At 38.7% G+C, this 20,588-nt stretch carries 15 protein-coding genes; 6 read left to right on the top strand and 9 right to left on the bottom strand.

Annotation, left to right across the window (positions count from 1 at the left end):
- Window positions 1-40: 40 nt before the first annotated feature.
- Window positions 41-1,054 (top strand): zinc-dependent alcohol dehydrogenase family protein, encoded by a 1,014-nt coding sequence (locus B1C82_RS08965; RefSeq protein WP_086447260.1) that lies wholly within the window; start codon window positions 41-43, stop codon window positions 1,052-1,054.
- Window positions 1,055-1,118: 64 nt separating this feature from the next.
- On the opposite strand, the gene B1C82_RS08970 is transcribed toward B1C82_RS08965, so the two are convergent.
- A complete protein-coding gene (locus tag B1C82_RS08970; RefSeq protein ID WP_157894120.1) occupies window positions 1,119-4,904 on the bottom strand; it encodes a hypothetical protein in 3,786 nt (1,261 codons plus the stop codon).
- Between the two features lie 373 nt (window positions 4,905-5,277).
- Window positions 5,278-7,077 carry an N-acyl-D-amino-acid deacylase family protein gene (locus tag B1C82_RS08975; RefSeq protein ID WP_086447262.1) on the bottom strand — a complete coding sequence of 600 codons (1,800 nt, stop codon included), beginning with the start codon at window positions 7,075-7,077 and terminating at the stop codon, window positions 5,278-5,280.
- A 684-nt stretch (window positions 7,078-7,761) separates the two neighbouring features.
- Here B1C82_RS08975 and B1C82_RS08980 point away from each other — a divergent pair.
- Together B1C82_RS08980 and B1C82_RS08985 are read left to right on the top strand one after the other, a co-directional pair.
- Entirely contained in the window at window positions 7,762-8,685 is a 924-nt protein-coding gene (locus B1C82_RS08980; protein WP_086447263.1) for an esterase/lipase family protein, read from the top strand.
- Window positions 8,686-8,806: 121 nt separating this feature from the next.
- Window positions 8,807-9,844, top strand: a complete 1,038-nt coding sequence (locus B1C82_RS08985; protein WP_086447264.1) for a 2-dehydropantoate 2-reductase — start codon at window positions 8,807-8,809, stop codon at window positions 9,842-9,844.
- Here the strand turns inward: B1C82_RS08985 and B1C82_RS08990 are convergent.
- The 3 genes from B1C82_RS08990 to B1C82_RS09000 all read right to left on the bottom strand — a co-directional run bounded on the left by B1C82_RS08990 (window position 9,841) and on the right by B1C82_RS09000 (window position 12,301).
- Window positions 9,841-10,773 carry a DUF2167 domain-containing protein gene (locus B1C82_RS08990; RefSeq protein WP_086447265.1) on the bottom strand — a complete coding sequence of 311 codons (933 nt, stop codon included), beginning with the start codon at window positions 10,771-10,773 and terminating at the stop codon, window positions 9,841-9,843. The two genes, B1C82_RS08985 and B1C82_RS08990, sit on opposite strands and share 4 nt — an antisense overlap.
- A gap of 122 nt (window positions 10,774-10,895) precedes the next feature.
- Complete coding sequence (locus B1C82_RS08995) at window positions 10,896-11,504, bottom strand: DUF2062 domain-containing protein (protein WP_086447266.1); 609 nt, start codon at window positions 11,502-11,504, stop codon at window positions 10,896-10,898.
- Window positions 11,505-11,515: 11 nt separating this feature from the next.
- Window positions 11,516-12,301: a tetratricopeptide repeat protein gene (locus B1C82_RS09000; protein WP_086447267.1), complete on the bottom strand. Its 786-nt coding sequence runs from the start codon at window positions 12,299-12,301 to the stop codon at window positions 11,516-11,518.
- Window positions 12,302-12,652: 351 nt separating this feature from the next.
- Between B1C82_RS09000 and B1C82_RS09005 the strand changes: the two genes are divergently transcribed.
- On the top strand, window positions 12,653-14,746 hold the full coding sequence (locus tag B1C82_RS09005; RefSeq protein ID WP_086448534.1) for a PP2C family protein-serine/threonine phosphatase: 2,094 nt from the start codon (window positions 12,653-12,655) through the stop codon (window positions 14,744-14,746).
- Between the two features lie 2 nt (window positions 14,747-14,748).
- Here B1C82_RS09005 and B1C82_RS09010 read toward each other — a convergent pair whose 3' ends face one another.
- The 3 genes from B1C82_RS09010 to B1C82_RS09020 form a co-directional block, all read right to left on the bottom strand.
- Window positions 14,749-15,105: a hypothetical protein gene (locus B1C82_RS09010; protein ID WP_086447268.1), complete on the bottom strand. Its 357-nt coding sequence runs from the start codon at window positions 15,103-15,105 to the stop codon at window positions 14,749-14,751.
- Between the two features lie 120 nt (window positions 15,106-15,225).
- Window positions 15,226-15,642 (bottom strand): MaoC family dehydratase, encoded by a 417-nt coding sequence (locus tag B1C82_RS09015; protein ID WP_086447269.1) that lies wholly within the window; start codon window positions 15,640-15,642, stop codon window positions 15,226-15,228.
- 13 nt (window positions 15,643-15,655) lie between these two features.
- Entirely contained in the window at window positions 15,656-16,108 is a 453-nt protein-coding gene (locus tag B1C82_RS09020) for an FAS1-like dehydratase domain-containing protein (RefSeq protein WP_086447270.1), read from the bottom strand.
- A gap of 208 nt (window positions 16,109-16,316) precedes the next feature.
- Here B1C82_RS09020 and B1C82_RS09025 point away from each other — a divergent pair, with 208 nt between their 5' ends.
- Together B1C82_RS09025 and B1C82_RS09030 are read left to right on the top strand one after the other, a co-directional pair.
- Entirely contained in the window at window positions 16,317-18,716 is a 2,400-nt protein-coding gene (locus B1C82_RS09025; RefSeq protein WP_086447271.1) for a sulfatase family protein, read from the top strand.
- A 112-nt stretch (window positions 18,717-18,828) separates the two neighbouring features.
- Window positions 18,829-19,056: a hypothetical protein gene (locus B1C82_RS09030; protein WP_086447272.1), complete on the top strand. Its 228-nt coding sequence runs from the start codon at window positions 18,829-18,831 to the stop codon at window positions 19,054-19,056.
- Between the two features lie 33 nt (window positions 19,057-19,089).
- On the opposite strand, the gene B1C82_RS09035 is transcribed toward B1C82_RS09030, so the two are convergent.
- Window positions 19,090-20,415, bottom strand: coding sequence for an OmpA family protein (locus B1C82_RS09035; protein WP_411550316.1), 1,326 nt, complete (start codon window positions 20,413-20,415; stop codon window positions 19,090-19,092).
- Between the last annotated feature and the right edge of the window lie 173 nt (window positions 20,416-20,588).

A 20,588-nucleotide genomic window follows, 5' to 3' on the forward strand; every position in this document is an offset into this window, starting at 1 on the left:
TCCTTCTGCCCTCCGAACTATATTATAAAAGCATAATCAAATGAAAGCGGTCCAACTTTCCTCTTTCGGAAAAGAAAATCTCTCCTTAATCGATCTCCCAGACCCAGGCAAGCCAGGCCCTGGCGAAGTTTTAGTCCGTTTCAAAGCGGCTTCCTTAAATTTCAGGGACTATCTCGTTGTACAAGGAAAGTACAATCCGAATTTTCCAGTTCCAATGGTTCCATGCAGCGACGGCTCCGGAGAAATTGTAGAAGTCGGCGAGAACGTAACAGAGTTCAAAGCAGGAGACAAGATCAATGCAACCTTTGCACCTTATTGGTTGTCTGGACACGCAAACAAAAAAGAACTTAGGACTACCTTAGGCGGCCCGTTAGATGGAACACTAAGACAGTATGCAATTCTTCCAGCTACAGGTGTAGTTCCGATGCCTTCTCATCTTAGTTTTGAAGAAGCAGCCACACTTCCTTGTGCAGGACTTACCGCTTGGTCTTCATTCTTCGTAGAGAACCAGCTAAAAAAAGGAGAATCTGTAGTCGTTCAAGGCACCGGAGGAGTTTCCTTATTCGCATTACAATTTGCTAAAGCTATTGGAGCGACTGTTTATCTTACATCTTCTTCTGATGAAAAATTGGAAAGAGGAAAGTCCCTAGGCGCAGACTATCTAATCAACTATAAGAACATCACTGCTTGGGGAGAAAAGATTAGAGAGTTAACAGACGGAGAAGGCGCAGATCATATAGTAGAAGTAGGCGGAGCCGGAACCTTAGAACAATCCATTAAGGCAGTAAAACTATTTGGCACAATCCATTTGATCGGGATCCTAGCAGGTGCCATCAAGGATTTGAACCTTCTACCATTAGTTATGAACCAGATCAAAGTCCAAGGAATCGTGGTAGGCCATAGAGAAGGCTTCCTTGCTATGAACAAAAAGATCGAAGAATGGAAACTCAATCCCGTCGTCGATAAAGTCTATGAACTTTCCGAATTTAAAGATGCGTTAGAGTATCTGAAAGACGGAAAACATTTCGGAAAGATCGTAGTTAAAGTTTCTTAATAGAAAAAACGGCCCGAGAGAATTTCTTCCCACGGGCCGAACTCCATACTTGTATTCGAATGAATTATGGTGCAGTAATCAATTTATCTCCTGAGTAAACATATCTTCCAGAGAACGTATACTCGTCATATTTAGCTGTAAACACTGGAGCAAAAGGCCATCCATTTAACATCGTAGTGCAAGCTGCAAGTCCCTGATCGTAAGTTACATCATTCACAACACAAGAAGGACTAGGTTCATATATTGGGAATGGCCATCCTGGCAAATAAAACCATTTTTGTCCTGTAAAGGTTCCTTTCCTTATCGCAGTAGATTTACTCAAATGTTCCCAAACTTTAAAGTCGGCATTTGCAACTGCAGTAGGTATCGAAGCCGGTTGCATACTTGTCGGAACGTTCGCAGCATTCATGGTAGTGTCTTTATAAACTACTGTGGTCGCTTGGATAGTTTTAGCTCTAACTGGAATTTCCATTTTATCTCTGGAGATTAAGATATCCCTACATGGAGAAGTCCCTTGGGTAAACGAGGATTGAATCACCAATGTAGATGCCAGATTAGGAGCAGTAACTGCTTGTGATCGAACTAGATCCGAATTTATCCCTGGCCCAACTGTCACAGAGACTGGAGGTATTCCGAAATTCCCACCGGCGACGGCAGTAACATATCCGATTCCAGGATTAGATCCACCTGTTACACATTCGTTTCCTACAGCATCGTAGAAATTATGCATAAATCCTAAATTCGAACCTTCCGGTAAGAAACCATATTTTTTATAATCCGAATAACCTGCACCTGGGATTAAACGTAACTTGGAATATCCCCCCACATTCCCTATTCCAACTTTGTCAGAAGGAGAAAAAGAAAAATGTGTATAAGGCCCACTTGATTGGTTATTATAGATAAACGCGATATCGGTAAACCCCGTATTCGTATTCAAAAATAAGATCGCATAACGCTGAGAAGCTCCCTTTGCGAGCATGAATCTTCCAGAACCGTCGAAAGAAATCGATTCCATAGTTGTACCAACCACAGATTCACGAATAAACTGTAAGGACGGAACTCCTCCAGACAGGTTTATCTTATAAGAGCGAAGCAATCCATATGCTGTATTTTGGTCCACAGTATGTGCGTAGCCCCCGAGTATATATAACATATATACGGAGTTTCCAGACCAATCCTTATAAGAAAGGAATTTGACCTGTCTTCCAATAAAATCTGTACCTAACTCTACTCCTTGAGGTATGATACTGTTATATGCAATTTCTCCAGATTTTCTATACCAAACCTTGATCTCGCGAGAAGGTAAAGATTTTAGAGTAGCAATAACTTCTACTTCCTCTTGTGGATTATATCTCCTTAGCGAGTCAGCCGAAATCACTCCAGCAAAATTAGAATTTCCTAATCCGTTTATATCTGTATTCCAATAGCGGTAGCTCGAATTCAGAAATTCGAATTGATTTGTATCGTTTCCTACCATGAGCCCTTGGCCTCTATCATATGGCATTACGAACTTCGGAGCCCCACCAACCTCCGGGAAGGTGTTTCCGTTTATAGAAGGCCCAAAAAAACCAAAATCGATCATATTCGCTTGAAATGTACCATTTTGATTCAAATGAACTAACGAAGTTATTTCTTTCGAGTCTAAGTTCGCAGCGAAGGCTATCGGTTTAAATTGATTTAATGTATCCGAAAAACCATAAGAGATATTATACAAAGTTCCTAAACTTTGCTGAGTATTTGAATTATCGTAGTAACTTAATGAACCGTTTCCGATCGCGAAGAAGTTTGGAATTCGATATGCTACACCATTCCCTCCGTTCGTAAAATACACTTGTCCTTTTAAGCCTAAATTTGTATATTTTATACTCCAAGTAGAATCCAGCCAATTCGAAGTGTAATTCAAGTAAGTGAAGTCGGTAAATGTACTAGATGGATTTCCGTTAGAGTTATATGAAGTGTTCGTAGCGGACAACCAAGACGCGTCTTTTGCTTCCGATGGAGTAAACTCATATTTTTTTATCTCGGAAACGTTTCCAGATCCGTCTCTTGCCCAAACGGCAATCTTATCAACGTTGCTACCAGATTTTCCAAGCTGAACGAAAGCTTTAGGTAAGTAACAATCCTTTTTCCATGTGTTAAATACTGAACCGTTAACCGGAGCGAAACTCAAAGCTCCGAAAGGTTTACGTTCAAATTCCGAATTTTGCATACCTGCTTCGTACTGACGTAGGTAACAATATTTTAAGGCAGGACCCACCGGGTTGATCTCAGAAGCGCCTAACGAAAAGTCTACAAAGCTTGAACTACCATTATCCGATAAAAGTGTAAATATCGCTGTTGGTACATCATTGTCCGCACTAGTAGGATCTGTTCCGCGAGAAAGTTCCGAAAAATCATCGATCCCATCTCCATCCGTATCCGTATTCGTTGAAGAAAGAAATACATTCGAAGAACCTGAAACAAACAAAGATCTGATAGGATTTGAGGTCTCAAATATATCTGATAGACCGTCCCCATCTGTATCCACACCCGTAGTAACAGATCCCGTTGTAATTCCATTATAGATTCCGTCATTATTCAAAGCGAAAATCGAATAGTAATATGTGGTATCTACTGTTAAACCTGTATCGGAAGAAGAATATGGAGTGATTTCTGATCCGGAACTAGGTTCTCCCAATGTAGGCGACATTGGTGGAGCTAATTGGCTTCTTCGAACTATAATTTTTCTAGGCGCGTCTGAATCAGAATAAGAAAACCATAAGAGGTTTTGATTCGCTCCAGGAAAAAACTTAACCGAAACAGGATTGGAGACCCTAATATCCGGTCCGGTAGAACAAAGAATTCCGGATGAAACTACAGTTCCTTCCGTATTCTTAGGTTTTACAACGGCCCAGAAGTTGGATGAAACTCCACCGCCTACTGTTCCTTTCTTGTTTCCACCAAGAACAACCCTGCTTCCTTGAAGATAAGTGCGTTTATATACTTTGTATCCGGATGCACCAATGTTTTGTGCCAGATCTAATGCTGGATCTGTAGTATAAATATATTTTCCAGAAAGAAGAGTAAAATCCGTTCTTAGCCAATCTGCATCGTTAGAAGAATCAGAAGGTGAAACTCCTCCCCTTGAGTCATACATAACGTATACATCGATATCTTGAACTGCATTAAAAGAAACGTATTCGCTTGCAATAGAATCTGCATGGATAGCACTAGAACCACAAGTTCCTGCCCCACCTTGACAGCTTGGAATCAAAGCGGCAAATTGAAGTCCCAATTCACGAAATGCACCTTCGTTTTCCTTTACGAAATAAGGGCGATCCAAATAGTATTGGTATCCCTCTCCGATGGTTCCAACTTGAGCTTTGGAAACGTTCGAATCATCCAGAATTCCTTGCATTCCCCAAGCAACAGATTCATCACTCAAACAAGCTGTTGGAGCCGCAACTCCGCTATCTGGAAGAACTGGCAGAGCAGTTAATATGAAAGGAGTAAAATGTTTAGTATGGACAGTAACAATCGACTTTTCTTTATCTAACTTTCCTTTTTCTAAAAGTTTCCATTCCTTTGTTACGTAATCTTTATACCAAACGTATAATTCTTCTGTGAAACCTTTTTCTTCCAACGTTTCCAGATCCACTGGAAACTCGAACTTTACAGGCTCAGAAAAAACGACACTGGAGTTACGAGCCAGAGGCTTCTCTTTGCCGTCTTTATCTGCGTACACCATTGTAATGTCGTACACCTTACCAATAGGTACTTGAGAACGACCAACTAGTTTTGGAACATTTGTATCCTCAGATATACGAAGAGCTTGAGTAGGAACTCCTTTAGGTAGAGTAACTATTGGCATAGAACTAGCCAAAATAGGAGCGGGAAACGAAGAATTGCTTTGTCCAAAAAGGTTTTTTAGAAAACCGTTGGAACAATTAAAGCAAAACAACGTTAGCGTAAATAAAAGTAAGTTACGTAAATTCATTCTGTCTCTTTCCAGTCATATTTTTGTGTTTTTAGTCACAAGAAAATTATCTAGAAAGTATAGTCAAGCTACAGGACAAATTCAGTCACGGTTTATTGTTAATTTTAAGAAAAGTATTTTATATTTTCTTAATTTACTTTCCCCAAATGGGATATGTGATTTTAAGAAATTAGATTTTTGATTAAAAAATTGGAGAAATTGTCCGAGGTAATTCCTACTTCATACCCCGGACAAAAAGTCGAAAACGTTAAGCCACCGAACCTACAGCTTCTCTTTTTTGGGTTTTCGCAGAAGAGTATAGATAATCTTTTTCTTTATAAGCCATGAACCTTCCGAAGCCGCTTTTTTTACCGATCTCAGGAAGAACGATCCCGTTCTCAACTGCAACCTTTCCATTGATTAACACTGCACGAATTGCCTCTTCGTTTCTGCGAACTAAACGAACCATTCCGCCGAATTCAGGCATCGGGGTTTCTTGGATGGTTTCCACTTTTTCATTTAATCCGTTTGGATTTAAAAGAACGAGATCTGCTTGGGCACCAACTTTAAGTTTGCCTGTGTCCAGACCAAACCAATCTGCAATTTCTCCTGTAACTCGCCAGACTGCTTTTTCTGCAGAAAGGAAAGGTTTCCCTTCCAGTTCAGCATCTCTGACTAATTTCAAAAAACGTAATGGAAAATTATAATGCGCCATACCTCTCAAGTGAGCGCCCGCATCAGAAAATCCGATCAACACATCGGGATGACTGACTATATACTTTAAAGGTCCCTTGCGATCATTCCCGATCACAGTATACCAACGGATCTCGTTTCCATATTCCGCGCAAAGATCCAAAAATGTTTCGACCACATGTTGTTTTCTTTCTTTCGCTAACTCGGAAAAAGATCTACCAACTAACTTTTGGTCAGGACATTCTACAATCTTGGATTCGTTGAAATCTCTATGAAATACTCTAGGCAAAAACCAATTCGTCCATTGTCTTCGGAACCATTTTCGATATCCTTTATCCATTAGAAGTTTCCTTCTTTCAGCGAGGTCTGCTAAATGAATGGCTGCAGTTCCTGCTCCGAATTCCTCGAAAACCACGACATCTACCCCATCTGCATAAAGATCAAATACCGCAGGAACAGCCTGTAAGCGGACATCTCCTTTAAAGATGGTATTCACAATTCTTGTTAGAAACGCCACCAACTTGTAAATGGAACGATTGGATCTCGGGTCCATGAGAGAAATGATTGTTGTTTTCATTTTTTTTCTGAAAATTCCCATACTTTCTTTAAAGAAAAGTAATACATTGTATTTGGTAGATACGTTCGGTACTCCTTGGAAAATCCTATTTTCTCTCCTAACGATCTTATTCAGCCTGCTGATCTCAGACCATTTAGCAAATGTAGAAGGAAGAGGTTTACTTCTAAAACGGCTGCCATCCATTTTATCCCAAGTAAGCGTATTGATAGAAAGTCCTAAATATCCGTAATCAATCGCTTCTTGCAGAAGTTTTTCCATTTTGATCATTTCTTCTTCAGTTGGTTTCACTCCATAAGAAAGAGATCTCTCTAATCCCATAGAGTAAGCTCTGATCGCTGAATGTCCCAGGAATGTAGAAACATTCGGACCTAACGGAAGTGAATTCAAATGATCCGCATATTCTTTCATCGAATTCCAAGTTTTATTTTTTTGCAATAAAGGAAGGACCTGTTCTCTAGGAATTGCTTCTACCCTACTGAACATATCCGCTAGATCCTCAGGTGATCCTATACAAAGACTAAGAGAACAACTTCCCATTGTAATGGTAGTTACTCCATGCATAACGGACTCTTTAAGCCCTGGAGAAGCTTCCACCTCTGCATCATAATGTGTATGAAAATCTATAAATCCTGGAGTGACCCAAAGTCCTTTCGCATCGTATGTTTTTGTTGCATTACCAGAAATAGATTTAGAAATCTCTACAATCTTTCCATCAAGAACCGCTACGTCTCCAATAAAGGATTCGTTTCCCTCTCCATCAAATATTCTTCCGTTTTTAATAAGAACATCGTACTTCATATGATTCCTCTTCTCTATTTTATCTCTTAGAGCTTCGTTACGAAAATGTATAATAATCCATAGTCAATCTTTTTCAATTTTTTTGAATATAGATGAACAATTGTTTACAAAATAGAAAATTTCTTTGATATAAGTTAGTATTGAAAAATTCTTTATAATATCCAGATGGATATGCGAATCTTCGCCTTACACTCAACAAAGCTTAACAATCCCGATAATTGATTAAAGTATTCTTCCCCTAACCTCATCTCACCAAAGTAGAACAAGATCTATTTTCTCTCCGTCTTAGTCCTGCACGTATGCACAATCTCGGGCTTTTTATTCAGAGGTTCGCAGGAATGTCAGAAAATAATTTCCAAACGAGTGGTCCTTCTTTCGGAAAAACGTTAGTCAGCCTTGGAAATTTGAATTTTTCTTCGTGAAGTCTCCCTCACCCTACCTATCCCTAAAGGAATATTTATAAAAAACCGACCGTTATAAAAAGAAATTAGTTCTATATCAAACGTTATTTTATCATCACTTTTTTCGAACGTTTTATCTTGACAGCTTTGCCTCTGGATTTAATCTTCAAAAGCTCGGTTTTGTACCGAGTGATACAGATAAAAAAGCGAACAAGTTAAAACTAAGCGAATCTCAATCTGAGACCATATAGACAGCAAGAGAATAGTGAAGAGGTAAACTCAAATGCGTAAATTAGGATTAGCGGTATTACTCCTATTTTTGTGTAGCGGCACGTTGTTCGCTTCAGGGGGAGGATCTTCCTCCAAACCATTGGCTGGATCGTATCCAATCATTCTTTCCCACGGACTTTTCGGTTGGGGAACTGATTCATCCGGCATCATCAGCATCGTTAACTATTGGGGCGGAATGGATTCCTATCTGACATCCCAAGGTGCAACAGTATATGCTCCTACAAAAACTGCGGCTCAATCAAATGAGACTCGTGGTGTTCAGCTAAAAGACAAGGTTCTTGTTTATATGGCTGCAAACGGATTCAGCAAAGTGCATATTCTTGGCCACTCTCAAGGTGGATTGGATAGCCGTTATGCTATCTCCAACTTAGGACTTTCTTCTAAAGTTTCTACTTTAACTACTTTGAACACTCCTCACAGAGGATCCCCAATCGCTGATATCGTTACTACTGTTCTTCCTGATTGGATCAAACCTTTCGTTAGCAGTGTCTTAGGTGTTGTAGTTAAATTAGTATATGGTGGCGGAAACCAAGACGCTCTTGCAGCACTCGGTTCCTTAACTACCAGCGGAACTGCGGCTTTCAATACCCGTACCCCTGATGCTTCTTCTGTTAAGTATTTCTCTTACGGATCTTACATCACTATTCCTGACCTAATCCAACACCCTTTAATGGGAATTATCCAACCTGCATGTGTTGCAGGAGGATTGTTCAACGGACAAGGTGGAACTTGCGACGGACTCGTTCCTTATACTTCTTTGAAATGGGGAACCTTCAAAGGTGGACCTGATTACGGACTTCTTGTAACTGGTGTGGACCATATCCAAGCTTCCAATACCTTGGGTTCCGGAAAACCTTGGTTTGACGTGGAAGGTTACTTCCTGAAAATGGCTTCTAACGCGAAATCTAATCAGTAATTTCGAACGTTGAGTCTGAAAAAAGCCGGGGTTATCTCCGGCTTTTTTTATGCCCAAATCTAAGAGTAGAATACCGATTTTATACTTGGTATTTTTCTAATATTCTTCATTCTTTCCGCTTATGAGTTTTTCCCCGAAATTTGCAATCTTGGGTTCCGGAAGTATAGGAACATATATCGGAGCTTACTTGGTAAAAGCAGGGTATCCTGTAGTATTTGTAGGTAGGGAAAGATTAAAACAAGAGATTCAATTATTCGGATTAGGGATCAGCGACTATAGAGGGAATTCCTTCACACTCGCCCCAAGCCAAGTTCGGTATGTTACCGATATAAAAGAAGCAAAGGACTCGAATGTATTTCTGATCACAGTCAAAAGTAAAGATACAATAGAAGCAGGAAAATCCATCCGTTCTCTTTTTTCGCCTGAAGAATTATCCAAAATTATCGTTTTGAGCTTTCAGAATGGGGTTCGAAATTCAAAAGAATTAGCTTCCGTATTGCCAGAGTTAAACGATCGAAACTTACCGGGCATGGTCCCTTTCAATGTTGTGGCGAAAGGAAAGGGACAATTCCATCAAGGAACAAGCGGTGAACTTGTAATCAAATCAAATGAATTTGGGAACAAGATCCATTCTTGCCTTAGAAAAGCAGGATTATCTTCTATCGTTCATAAAAACATGGAAGGTATTCTTTGGGGAAAACTTCTTTTCAATTTAAATAATAGCTTAAACGCACTCGCTGGCGTTCCTCTTAGAGAAGAATTATCTCAAAGAACATACAGAAAAATTTTAGCTTCTATGATCTTAGAAGGTTTGGAAATACTTAAACTTTCCGGGATCCAACCTGCAAGCGCGGGCAAGATGATCCCTTGGCTTGCTCCAATCATTTTGGGCTTGCCGGACTTTCTATTTTTCAGAGTAGCCTCTTCTATGGTCAAAATTGATCCCGAAGCAAGATCTTCTATGTGGGAAGACTTACATCATGGAAGAAAGACAGAAATTTCTTATTTGAATGGAGAGATAATCAGTTTAGCAGATGAGATCGGTCATAAGGCACCGATCAATCGTAAAATCGCTTCCTTAATCACAGAAGCAGAAAGCGGTTCCGGCAAATCTAAGTACGATGCGGAGACGCTTTCTGATCTTTTAGGAATTGTTTAGGTTTCTTTATCGGAAGATCCTGCAGCTGTATCTTCTTGCTTTCCTTTTCCAAAAACAAATCTTCTAACTGCATAGAATAAACCGATCACAGCTGGGATCAGTAATTTTGCTCCTTTTAATAAGAAGCCACCGATCACTGCGAACAATCCAGCTTTTTTCAAAAGCCCGCCAGCGATCAAGCCACCAATTCCATACGCTGCTAAGCTGTCTATTTTAGAATCGTAATCTGCGTAACGGTTGCCTTCTGAGAATTCCACACTCTTTAGAATTCTTCCTACATCTCCTTCTACTCTTTTCAGAACAGAAATGTCTCCGAGCACATTAAGTAGAAGATAACCATTTCTCCCTAAAACTCGAATATTATAATTGAGAGTGTTAGTTTCAGTTCCTTCGAATTTATATTCTTTTGCCCAATGTAATTTTTTTGCTGCAGAATCATAGTAAGGAGCAGAAGCCCAACCGACTAATTCTAATCCAGAGTAGCCGTCTTTTTTTCTTTGCTCGCTTTCTTCTTTAGAAGCTTCTTGCAGTTCTGATAATAATTCGTCGTATTTAATCTCTTTGGAATCCTCATCATCTACGTGACCTTCTTCCACATAATCAATGGTGATCGCATATGATCCTAGATCTAATGGAGTTTCGCTAGCGATAAATAAAATGCCTAGTCCAAGTTCACTGGGAGGATTCCCCCAAACATCTTCTAATACAGTTTTACTATCCTGTGGATTTAAATATTTGTAGCCTTTAGGGACCTGGATGTTTGCGATCACCTTTCCATCTTTATTTGCAAGAGGAACCAAGTTAGTTTCATACTTTAAGGACTTAATCCATTTCATTAGGTCCGCATCTGTTTCAAATTTTTGAGCGGAAACAGGAAGACTCCATAAGATGGCCATAAAAAAGAAAAAGGCCAAGAATCGACGAATCATATACATTCTCCCGGGTTGAATTCGAGTAACAAATACTATGCTAATCCGAAACGAATTCGGACAACTAATAATGTTTAAATAGGAAAAAATATATTGAAAAGAACGAATGTTATACGATGAACCTAAGGCGTTTTTGCGGCGAACAATCCCACATCTTTTCTAACGTGTTTTAATTCCCATTCCTGAAGGCTGATACCTTCTTCTTCCGCCCTTCTGGTTCTATACGAATTTAATAAACGATAGGTAATCGGATATCCAAGCAAAGCCAGAGGAATTCCAAAAGCAAAACCACCTACGAACATTGGAAGACCCATCTTATCAAATAAGAAAATTGTCCAATGATACAATCCACTGATTAAATCCATAGACTCCGATTCTTTAGAGATGGCTAATAACGTATCAAAACTAATCTGTTGGAAAGGAATTCCAACTAAAAGTAAAACCTGCTTTCCTATCCAATAGAATAATGAATAAAAAAATGGGAGAGTGACTGGATTTGTGATCCAAATCATTGCGATCGCAATTGGAAGATAAAAACGGATGCGGAACAACCTAAGAATCAACCAGGTTCCGAGTCCCAAATACATTTGCACTCCAACCAATGGAGTCATGGACCATATCAGACCAACCGTTGTCCCTAAACAAACTTCGTGAATAGGAGCATAAGACTCTTGAAAAGGTAAAATGATTTGTTTATGGATGATACGCCATATTGTTCTGAGAAAATTCATTGGGCCCTGTTTTATTTAGAACTGGAAAGTTTGGAATATTGTTCCCAAGATTTTGAGTATTTCTCCATTGCAGGGAATAATTCGAAGGCTTTTTTTGCAGACTCACTTGCTGCCTTAGGATTTTTTTCGAAATCGTTTTGTAACTTTGCCAGAAGATAATAGGTTTCCGCTTTGATAATTAGATCTCTGTATTCAGTTTCTAATCCTTTCTTTAAAGTTTGAATAGAAGCTATCTTGTCTCGATTCAATAGATACACAAAACCAAGTCCATAATACGCAGATCCTTCTGGTTTTACTTGAATGGATTTATTATACCAATCCATTGCTTCTTCTTTTTCATCTTGAGAAAGAGCCAAATTTCCCAAATCGGTAAGTAACATGGAACTGTATTCTTGGTCTTTGGTGGCTTGTGCAATTACTAAGGCTTGTTTATACCTTGTTTCAGCCTTTTCATAACTCTGTTTATGTTTTTCGATTTGAGCTAGACCTCTTAGACAATCGATCGAGTTTTTATTTTCCTTTAAACAAAGTTTATATTCCTTCTCCGCAGAAGGATCTTCTTTGCGTAAATAATGGATCCAACCTCTCAGATAATGGACCTGGTCCATTTTTCCTGTGATCAATGCCTTGTCTTTTGCCTTCTGAACAGATTCCGTTAAATGACCGGAGTCCAATAAATCTCTGATTTCCAAAATAGATGGCTCGTCCTTCTCCCCTGAACACGCGGAATACAAAGCCAATACGAGTGTAACGCTAGCTAAAATAGAATACTTTCTAGTAAAATGAAAACGTTTCATATCTATGATTCGTATCGGCCTTTTTCATGCTCTTCCGGAGGATCAACATGGCAACATGAATTTCAGTTTTTAAGCGGATTTGCTAAAATACTTCTTTTTTACGAAAAAACGACGGATTGGACGTATAATTCTTCGGTTTTTTTCCTCTAATCATCTTTGAAGTTCCCTGGCATATTTCAGGGCCGCTTCTTTCGTATTTACGGAATCCAAGCAAAAAGTAGAAGGTCAAATATTCCAGGGTTGAGTTTGGAAATTATTATTTTCCAAAATTCTCTCGAATACTCTTGTTAGTCGGAGAAGGATTGACGAGAAAATATAATCCGATGGAGGATGGTCCAACCTTCCTGCTCAATGCACACGGCAAAATACTTATTCTTTTTATTAGGACCCATCGGTTTCCTCATTTTCCTTTTGTCTCTCACTCCATGGCATAAGGAAGAAAATTTACGCGCGTACAAGGGTATAATCGACCTGAGAGGTATCCAAAGCGTCAGTTCTGGTCCAGTAGATCTATCCGGAGAATGGGAATTTTTCTGGAGCCAAGAACCCGGAAGAATCCTAGAGTCCTTTCATGGAAACATGACTGTTCCCGGTTCCTGGAATAGGGAAACTGAACTACATCCATCTTATGATAGATTAGGTTATGCAACCTATCGACTCAAAGTTCTTTTACCAGATGTTTGGGTAGGAAAGGTTCTCACTTTAGGTTTAGGCACTGTTTGGAGTTCCTACAGATTTTACTTAGATGGAGAGTTCCAGGGAGAATCTGGAGGCCCATCTACTTCTACTCAGTCGAGCGTGGCAAGAGTACAGCCTAGATCCTTCTCTTTTGTTCCAAGTTCTAGCCAGATAGAAATTTCACTTTTTGTTGCGAATAATTTTGCAAGGCAAGGTGGGATCAGCTCTCCCGTCAAGTTGGGTCCTTCTGAAGTGATGTTGTCCACAAGAACCAGGACAATCTTCACGGATATTTTCGCATTTTCCAGCTTAGTGATAATGGGTCTCTACCATATCTCTCTATATTTATATTTAAGATCCAGCAAGGCCCCCTTGTATTTTGGATTTATGAGTATGGCGATCGGAATCAGGACACTTGTTACAAATACAAGACTTCTCATGGAATTTTTCCCTTCTATCAATCAGAATGGAATACAGATGATAGAGCAGATTTCCATGATGTGTGCTACCGGATTGTATCTTCTATTTTTCTATGAAACATTTACGGTTTACGCATCCAAACTATATATAAGGATTTCCTTAGCGATCATCTCCCTGTTTATCTTAATAACCCTATTCGGGTCCTTGGAATTTAATAGCAGCAAGGTTGCTTATTTCCATTTATTTATAGGTATTACGATCGGTTATGTGATCTATGTGATCTTTGGAATAGATTTCGACAAAGAAAACAATTCTTCTTATATACTATATGGTTCAGGAATACTATTCTTAGGAGTAGCGGTCGACCTGTTCTATACTTATATCCTAAAAGTTTCTTCTCATCAGGTTTCCCATATTGCACTTGTACTTTTCGTATTCTTGCAGTCGTTGGTGATCGCTTCAGATCGTTCTTCCAAGTATAAAGAAGCAAAACTCCTAACAGAAGATCTACAAACCATGAACTTAGAACTTTTCGAAATGAAAGAAAAGTTGGTTCAAAAGGTAGAAGATAGAACCAGAACCTTAAACGATACTCTACAGCAGATCAATCGAGAATTAGAGATCGCTCAAAACGTACAAAGAAAAATACTTACTCCTCCGGAAAGAGAGATCAAAGGAATTCGTTTCGATTACGTATACAAACCTTTAGAAAAAGTGGGTGGAGATTTCTTGGATATTTCAGAGATCAACCCTGGCCAAGTAAGAGTGTTATTAGCAGATGCCGTCGGACATGGAGTGCAGGCAAGTCTTATGACCATGGCCTTAAAGACTGAATACGAAGAGTTGAAAAAACTCCCCTGCCCTACACATGTATTAAAAGAATTGAATGGAAGGTTTTTAAGGAAATTCGATACCTTAGAAAGTATCTTCCCTTGTTTTGTAGCTGATATCTATTTAGAAAAAAAAGAAGTCCTCTACGCTTCTGCGGGACATCCGGATCAGGTTTTACTTACTCCTGGTGGTAATTACGAATTACTTCATAAGACAGGTCCAATATTAGGACTATTCGATGACTTGGAGATTGAATTCTCTACCTATAAGTTTCCTACGGGGAGCCGTTTATTACTTTTCTCTGATGGACTTATCGAGAACAGAAGAAAGGAAAATAGATGGAGCACTGTGGAAACAATTGCATCAAGAGCTTCCAATCTCTCCAATATAAGTCTGCAAAAACTATTAGAAGACTTAGTAGTGATGGAAGAAAAATCCAGGGGAGACGAGCAAAGATACGATGACATCACCATCATCGCAATCGAATCCAGAGAAACTCCTGAGTATCCTGCTTAGATCTAAACTTTTTCCTTTTTCAGAAGTGAGAAGGTCCAAACTCCGCATAAGAATTCAAATCCGCTCGGCAATAAGATCATTGGATGGATCCATCCGAGTAATACAAATAGTACCAAAACTATAAACTGAAAAGTTCGCGAATGAGTTGTCAATTTCAAGAAAGGGCGAATATTATCCTGGCCCATTTTAAAATAAAAGTATCCTAATATGATTAGAGTAAGACCAACTACTCTCACCCATACATCACTAGCACTTAATAAGATTATACTTAGAAAAAGATTTGGGATCGTAACCAGGAGAAGTCCCTCTATCAATAAAAAGATCCCGAAGAACTGTACACTTTTTGCCGCGTTTATCATGGACAATATGCATAACTAATTCTAAAAGAAGAACAATTCATTTTTGAGTTAGAATTAACCGTGGGCATAAAAAAGCCCCCGTGGTCGGAGGCCTTTTTAACATTCGGATAAACGAAAAGATTAGCAGATAACTACTAATTCTCCGGAAGCTTTCACTTCTCCGGACTCGTCAGCAGCCTCTACAGCTACTGTAAGAAGTTTCTCTCCGTTTTCCTCTTTCTTACGTTTGATCTTACCGGAACAAGTTAACTTTTGTCCAGGCTTGGTCATTGCTTTGAAAGTGACTCCGAATTCTTTAATCTGCTTTTGGTCTGCCCAAGAAGTGCAAAGTCTTCCGATCTGAGCCATTACGAACATACCATGAGCGATAGTTCCATCTAATCCGGTCTTACGAGCAAAATCCGGATCATTATGAATCGGGTTAAAGTCACCACTTGCTCCCGCATAACGCACTAAATGTGCATGTGTAATAGTATCCACTTTTAAAGGAGGGAGTTCTTGTCCTACTTCGTACTTGTCGAATTCAATCTTACTCATCTTAATCCTCCTATCACTGTTCCGGTTTACGGATGAAAATAGACATCTCTGCTTCAATCACAGTTTCACCTTTCGCATTACGAATTGTGGTGCGGAAAGTCATAGTATCCATTTTACCAACAGTTACGTTAACACATTCTCCCTGAGAAGAAACCTTACCAGGATAAAGAGTTTTAACATAATTATATCTTTCTTTTAGATGTAGAATCCTGGAAGTATCAACTCCCATGTTCTCCATATCTTTCCAAATTTTAGGATATCCCCAAAATTGGATCACTGTAGGAAATGTAGGAGGAGCTGGAATGTCCTCATATCCTGCTTTTTTTGCCGCTTCTAAATCGAAGTATATCGGATTGCTTTCGCCGATCGCTAGACAAAACTCTTTTATCTTTCCTCTTTCTACGTCGAATTCGTAGGAGTCGAGTTTTGTGCCGATCAGGTCTTTTGAAATGCCTTTTTCTGCCATAATCCTTTTCCTTTGGATTGGTTTAAAAACCTTCGAAGGATCGAAGATCGTTTCTATGGCCCTATTTTTTAGACACCGATCCCACAGGTCCATTGAATTTTTAGTAACGAACGTTCTGTTCGCTCAAACAAGCGTTCACTGAATGGTGTTCATCCGGATGATAAGTGTTGTAAGTGGACCCCTCGGATAAAATTCTGTCCTTGTTCTCATGATTTCTTTTGGTTCCAAACTTTCTAGGATATTGATCCCAATCTTGCTTTGTTTTGTCTTACAGGATTGTAGGCAAATTTTTCCAGGATCTTTCTCAAACGAAGAAGAGACAATAATCCCTGTTTGGGATGGACTACGCTCCTTAAAAAAGTCCGGAAGTGTTTGCAAAGGAAATTCAGAAGAAGCCATTAAAAAGATCTCTTATCATTATAAAAAAAATCCATCCCGATATTCGGAGCTTCCTCTGAATGAAAAATGGAGAAACACTCAACTCACTATCTTAAAAGATAAACAAACTCTGCTAAACGAATCCAGAGATAGTTTGCTTTTATTTCAAAATGGTGATTGCAATATCTCTTCAGAATTCACCATCCCTGGCGCCAAACTTTACGATCTACAAAATGTTGTTTTAGATCTCTCGACGACTGCGCTTTCTTCCTTAGGCGAAAATGTTCCAAGCTCGGGAAAATTAATCATAAAATTAGGAGATTCTATCATCTTCTCCGAGGACATACAAAGCCAAGGAAGAGAATGGATTGATCATAAGATCAAAATCCCTGAATCTATTTCCAAATCTTTAGAAGAGAATCCTTCACTCGTTTGGAATTTTGAATGGGTTCCCAAAAATCAAAATGATCTTTTATTTGTAGGACAACCTACATTATACGCTTCTGTGGCTGACCCAAAACTTTGGGGACCTAAAGAAAATGTAATATTGATTGTGGTGGATGCACTTAGGCCGGATCGTTTGGGTTTCGGAGGTTCTGCTGTTCCTACCAGTCCTTATTTGGACGAGCTAGCTTCCGATTCCATAATTTTCGAAAATGCTTTTTCCAATGGAAACTGGACTAAGCCGAGTATGATCTCCTTTTTTACATCTAAGATCGCGTCAGAATTGGGTCTTGGAAATGCTTGGTTCTACTCCAGTAACCTTCATCGAAAAATATTCTATTCTAAAAAACCGGAAACACTTCCGAATCATCTTCGATCTAAAGGTTATCTAACAGCAAGCTTTATGAATAATGTCTTTCTTCTGGATTACACAGGAGTAGGTGTAGATCTGGGATTTCATAAATTATTCCAACCCGGAAAAGACAAGGATGATACTGAACTAATACTTGCAGAATCTATAAAGTTCCTGAAAGAAAATAAAAGCAGAAGATTTTTTCTCCATATTAACATCAATACTCCTCATTACCCTTATCTACCTGAAAGAAAATACATGGATATCTTAGCAAAGAAAACAGATCCAAAGATCTGGAATAGCTACGATCCTTATGTAAGAAAATATATGGCAGAGATTTTATATACGGACGAGGTAATAGGCAAAATTATAGAAGAGGCTAAAAAGACAGGAGCTTTCGATAAAACCTGGATCGCAGTGGTTGCAGACCATGGAGAATTACAGTCCATGGAGCATTATTATCATCATCATTTCGTGGCAGAAAATTTGCATGCACACGGAGAAACACATTACGACGAAGAGATCAAAGTTCCGTGGATCATTCATCCACCCGCATCAGCAAAGTCAAATATTGAAAAAAGAATTTTCTCCGAACAAGTTTCATTACTTTCTCTTTTCCCTACTTTAGCAGGGGCATTAGGATTTCCTTGTGATAAAAATTCTTGCGATGGAAATGATTACTCCAAAGCGATATATGGAGAAGAAGGTCCACAATCCGAAGAATTTGTATACACTGAAGGCAGATTTTCAGAATCAATTCGTACCAAAGAATATAAGCTGATCCGCAGATATCCAGGTTATGATTTTGTGAGAAGAACCAAAGAAGGCGAACCTCATAAAATGCCTGAAGAACTCTATTCCTTAGTTTCAGATCCGGGAGAATTACAAAATCTTTCTTCTGTTAGTTCTGAGCTTCTAACGAAAGCTAGACAGGAATTGGATTCCCATAGTTTAAAGAAGAATGTTTTCAAACTCAGATTGCCATCCTGCGAAAAAGAATGTATTCGTAAGATAGAGATCAGCATCCAAGCCGGAATTTATAAAATAGTATCAGACACTCCGTTTATTGAAAATAGATTAGAAACAAAATCTGCCTCTCTCACAGTAAAGCAAGTCCCTGGTAAAGAAAGTATTATCTCCTTCTATACAGTAGAACCCGTTTTTGGATTTCGTTTGTCCATTTTAAAAGATGGAAAACAAGAGGATTATAAATCCGGAAAATGGGGAATTCTATCGGAAGCAAGTTCTAAAATTTATAGAGATTCTCCGGAGTCTGTTGCTTCTGCAAAACTCCCTTACGAATTCAAAACTTCTAAAATACCTTATTTTTATAATGATGCAGGACTTTCTGGAAATTCAGAATCTTCTGAGCAAGCTGCATTAGGAAAAGAAGTCAGAAAAGTATTAGAAAGTTGGGGATATATTCACGAATAGAATTTGTTTTATAACAAAGTTTCCGCGTCTCTTTTTGCCAAAACTCCTTGCTTTTTTTATATCCTTCGTTATGTTATCCGCTTGCCAATCCAAACAGAAATAGGTGAAAAGAATGAAAGTTAGAAATTTTGTATTTTGTCTTATTCTAATATTCGGTTTTATTTCCTGCGGAAGTAATCCAGTAGAACGCTGCCAAGATAGAAGAAAAATAATGAGAGATGCGGTTTGCCAAGCCGTTGGCGCTCACGAACCCGGAACAGAATCCTATAATAATATCCTTCTTGCTTGCTTAATGGAAAATAATCATTTGAACGAATGCGAAAGTGAAGGTTACTTTTAATTCCTACATTTTTCAAAAGGGCAAAGACCGAAATTATTCTAAAACGATGGTGATATCCACTCTTCGGTTTTTAGCCCTGCCTAATTCTGTGGAATTTTCGGCTACGGGTTGAGATTTACCATAACCTCTATAAGACATTCTAGTTTCTTCTATTCCATGAGAATCTCTTAATTCTTGCAGAACCGATAATGCTCTATCTTGGGAAAGTTTGAGATTATATTCTTGGCTACCCTTATCGTCTGTATGTCCGCCGATTCGAATTTCTCTCTCTGGATATTTTTTAAGAACATCAGCAATCCTTTCCAAAACCTTTTTTGCTTCCGGCTTTAATTCGGACTTATTATAATCGAAAAGAAGATTATCTAAAGAAAGTACAACACCTTCATTTGATTTTCTGATCTCAACAGGTGCACGATCTGAAACTTCTTCTTCCTGGTTGCCTTCCCATTCTGGCCATTCTAATCCATTTCCTTTTTTGCCAGTAGGTTTCTTTTTAGGGTAAGTACTTCCTTCCGGAAAAGGACCAAGGATCCTTTTCACTTCTTCTGCAATTTTATCCTTATCATTCTCAGTAACGGAATTTTGTTTAGAATATACTCCATGGATCTCGAAAGACATTTCTTGAGCGATCCCATTCGGAAATACAAATGTATAGGCAAGCTGAACATACTTATATTGAGGAACACCTTGTTCAGAATCAAAAAACACTTTTCCTTTTGCAAAACCGTAAATTTTGTAAGGAATATTCTGAGCAATAGGATCTGATTCTTTCATTAAATTATAATTATATTCAATTAGATCTGCATTCCCTTTTTTACCTGCGTATTCCCAATCTCCCTTTCCTTGATAAACATACTTTGCTTGGACTGGGATCTCTATTCTTGCCGTAGGGAACTGAAAACTTTCAGACGCAGGTTTAGTCCATTCTTCTCCTACGCCTACCTCTTTCGCAGAAAAACTAGGCAATGATCTCAGATTTGGCATACTATATTCCGGCGGAACAGTATATTGGCCTGTGTCTGAAATAAAGAATTTACTTTTAAAGGTTTTGTCTTTATAGAATGCGGGATCTAATTCAGGAAATTTAATATACGTATCGAATATGGCTGAAAAATCGCAACCTTCCTTTTTACAGGAAGTAGCTTTTAACAAAATACGATTTTTATCTTCTCTATTAATAACTCTAAGGCCTTGTCTAGCCTTTACTCTATGGTATTCGTTCAATTCCAGATCGTCTCCGGATTTCATTTTCCATCGGAACAGCACGGGCGTTTCGGAAAATATATAAGAGGGAATTAAGAAGAATAGAAGAAGAAACCCTCTGAATGCCATACTAATAGTTTCGAAGAATTTTCCCAAAAACTTAGAAAGGAATCCTAAAAACGGGTCTCTTTCCTAGATATTTTTAGACTAAAACGACCCAAGTTTCCTCCCTGAAAAGGGATTTGAAGGCATTATTCTAAACGTAAGAACTTGACAAGCAGGCGATATAAATTCATCCAATTAGTTCGTGGTTCCTCATTTCCATGAGA

Source organism: Leptospira venezuelensis (assembly GCF_002150035.1).
GTDB classification, from domain to species: Bacteria; Spirochaetota; Leptospiria; order Leptospirales; family Leptospiraceae; genus Leptospira_B; species Leptospira_B venezuelensis.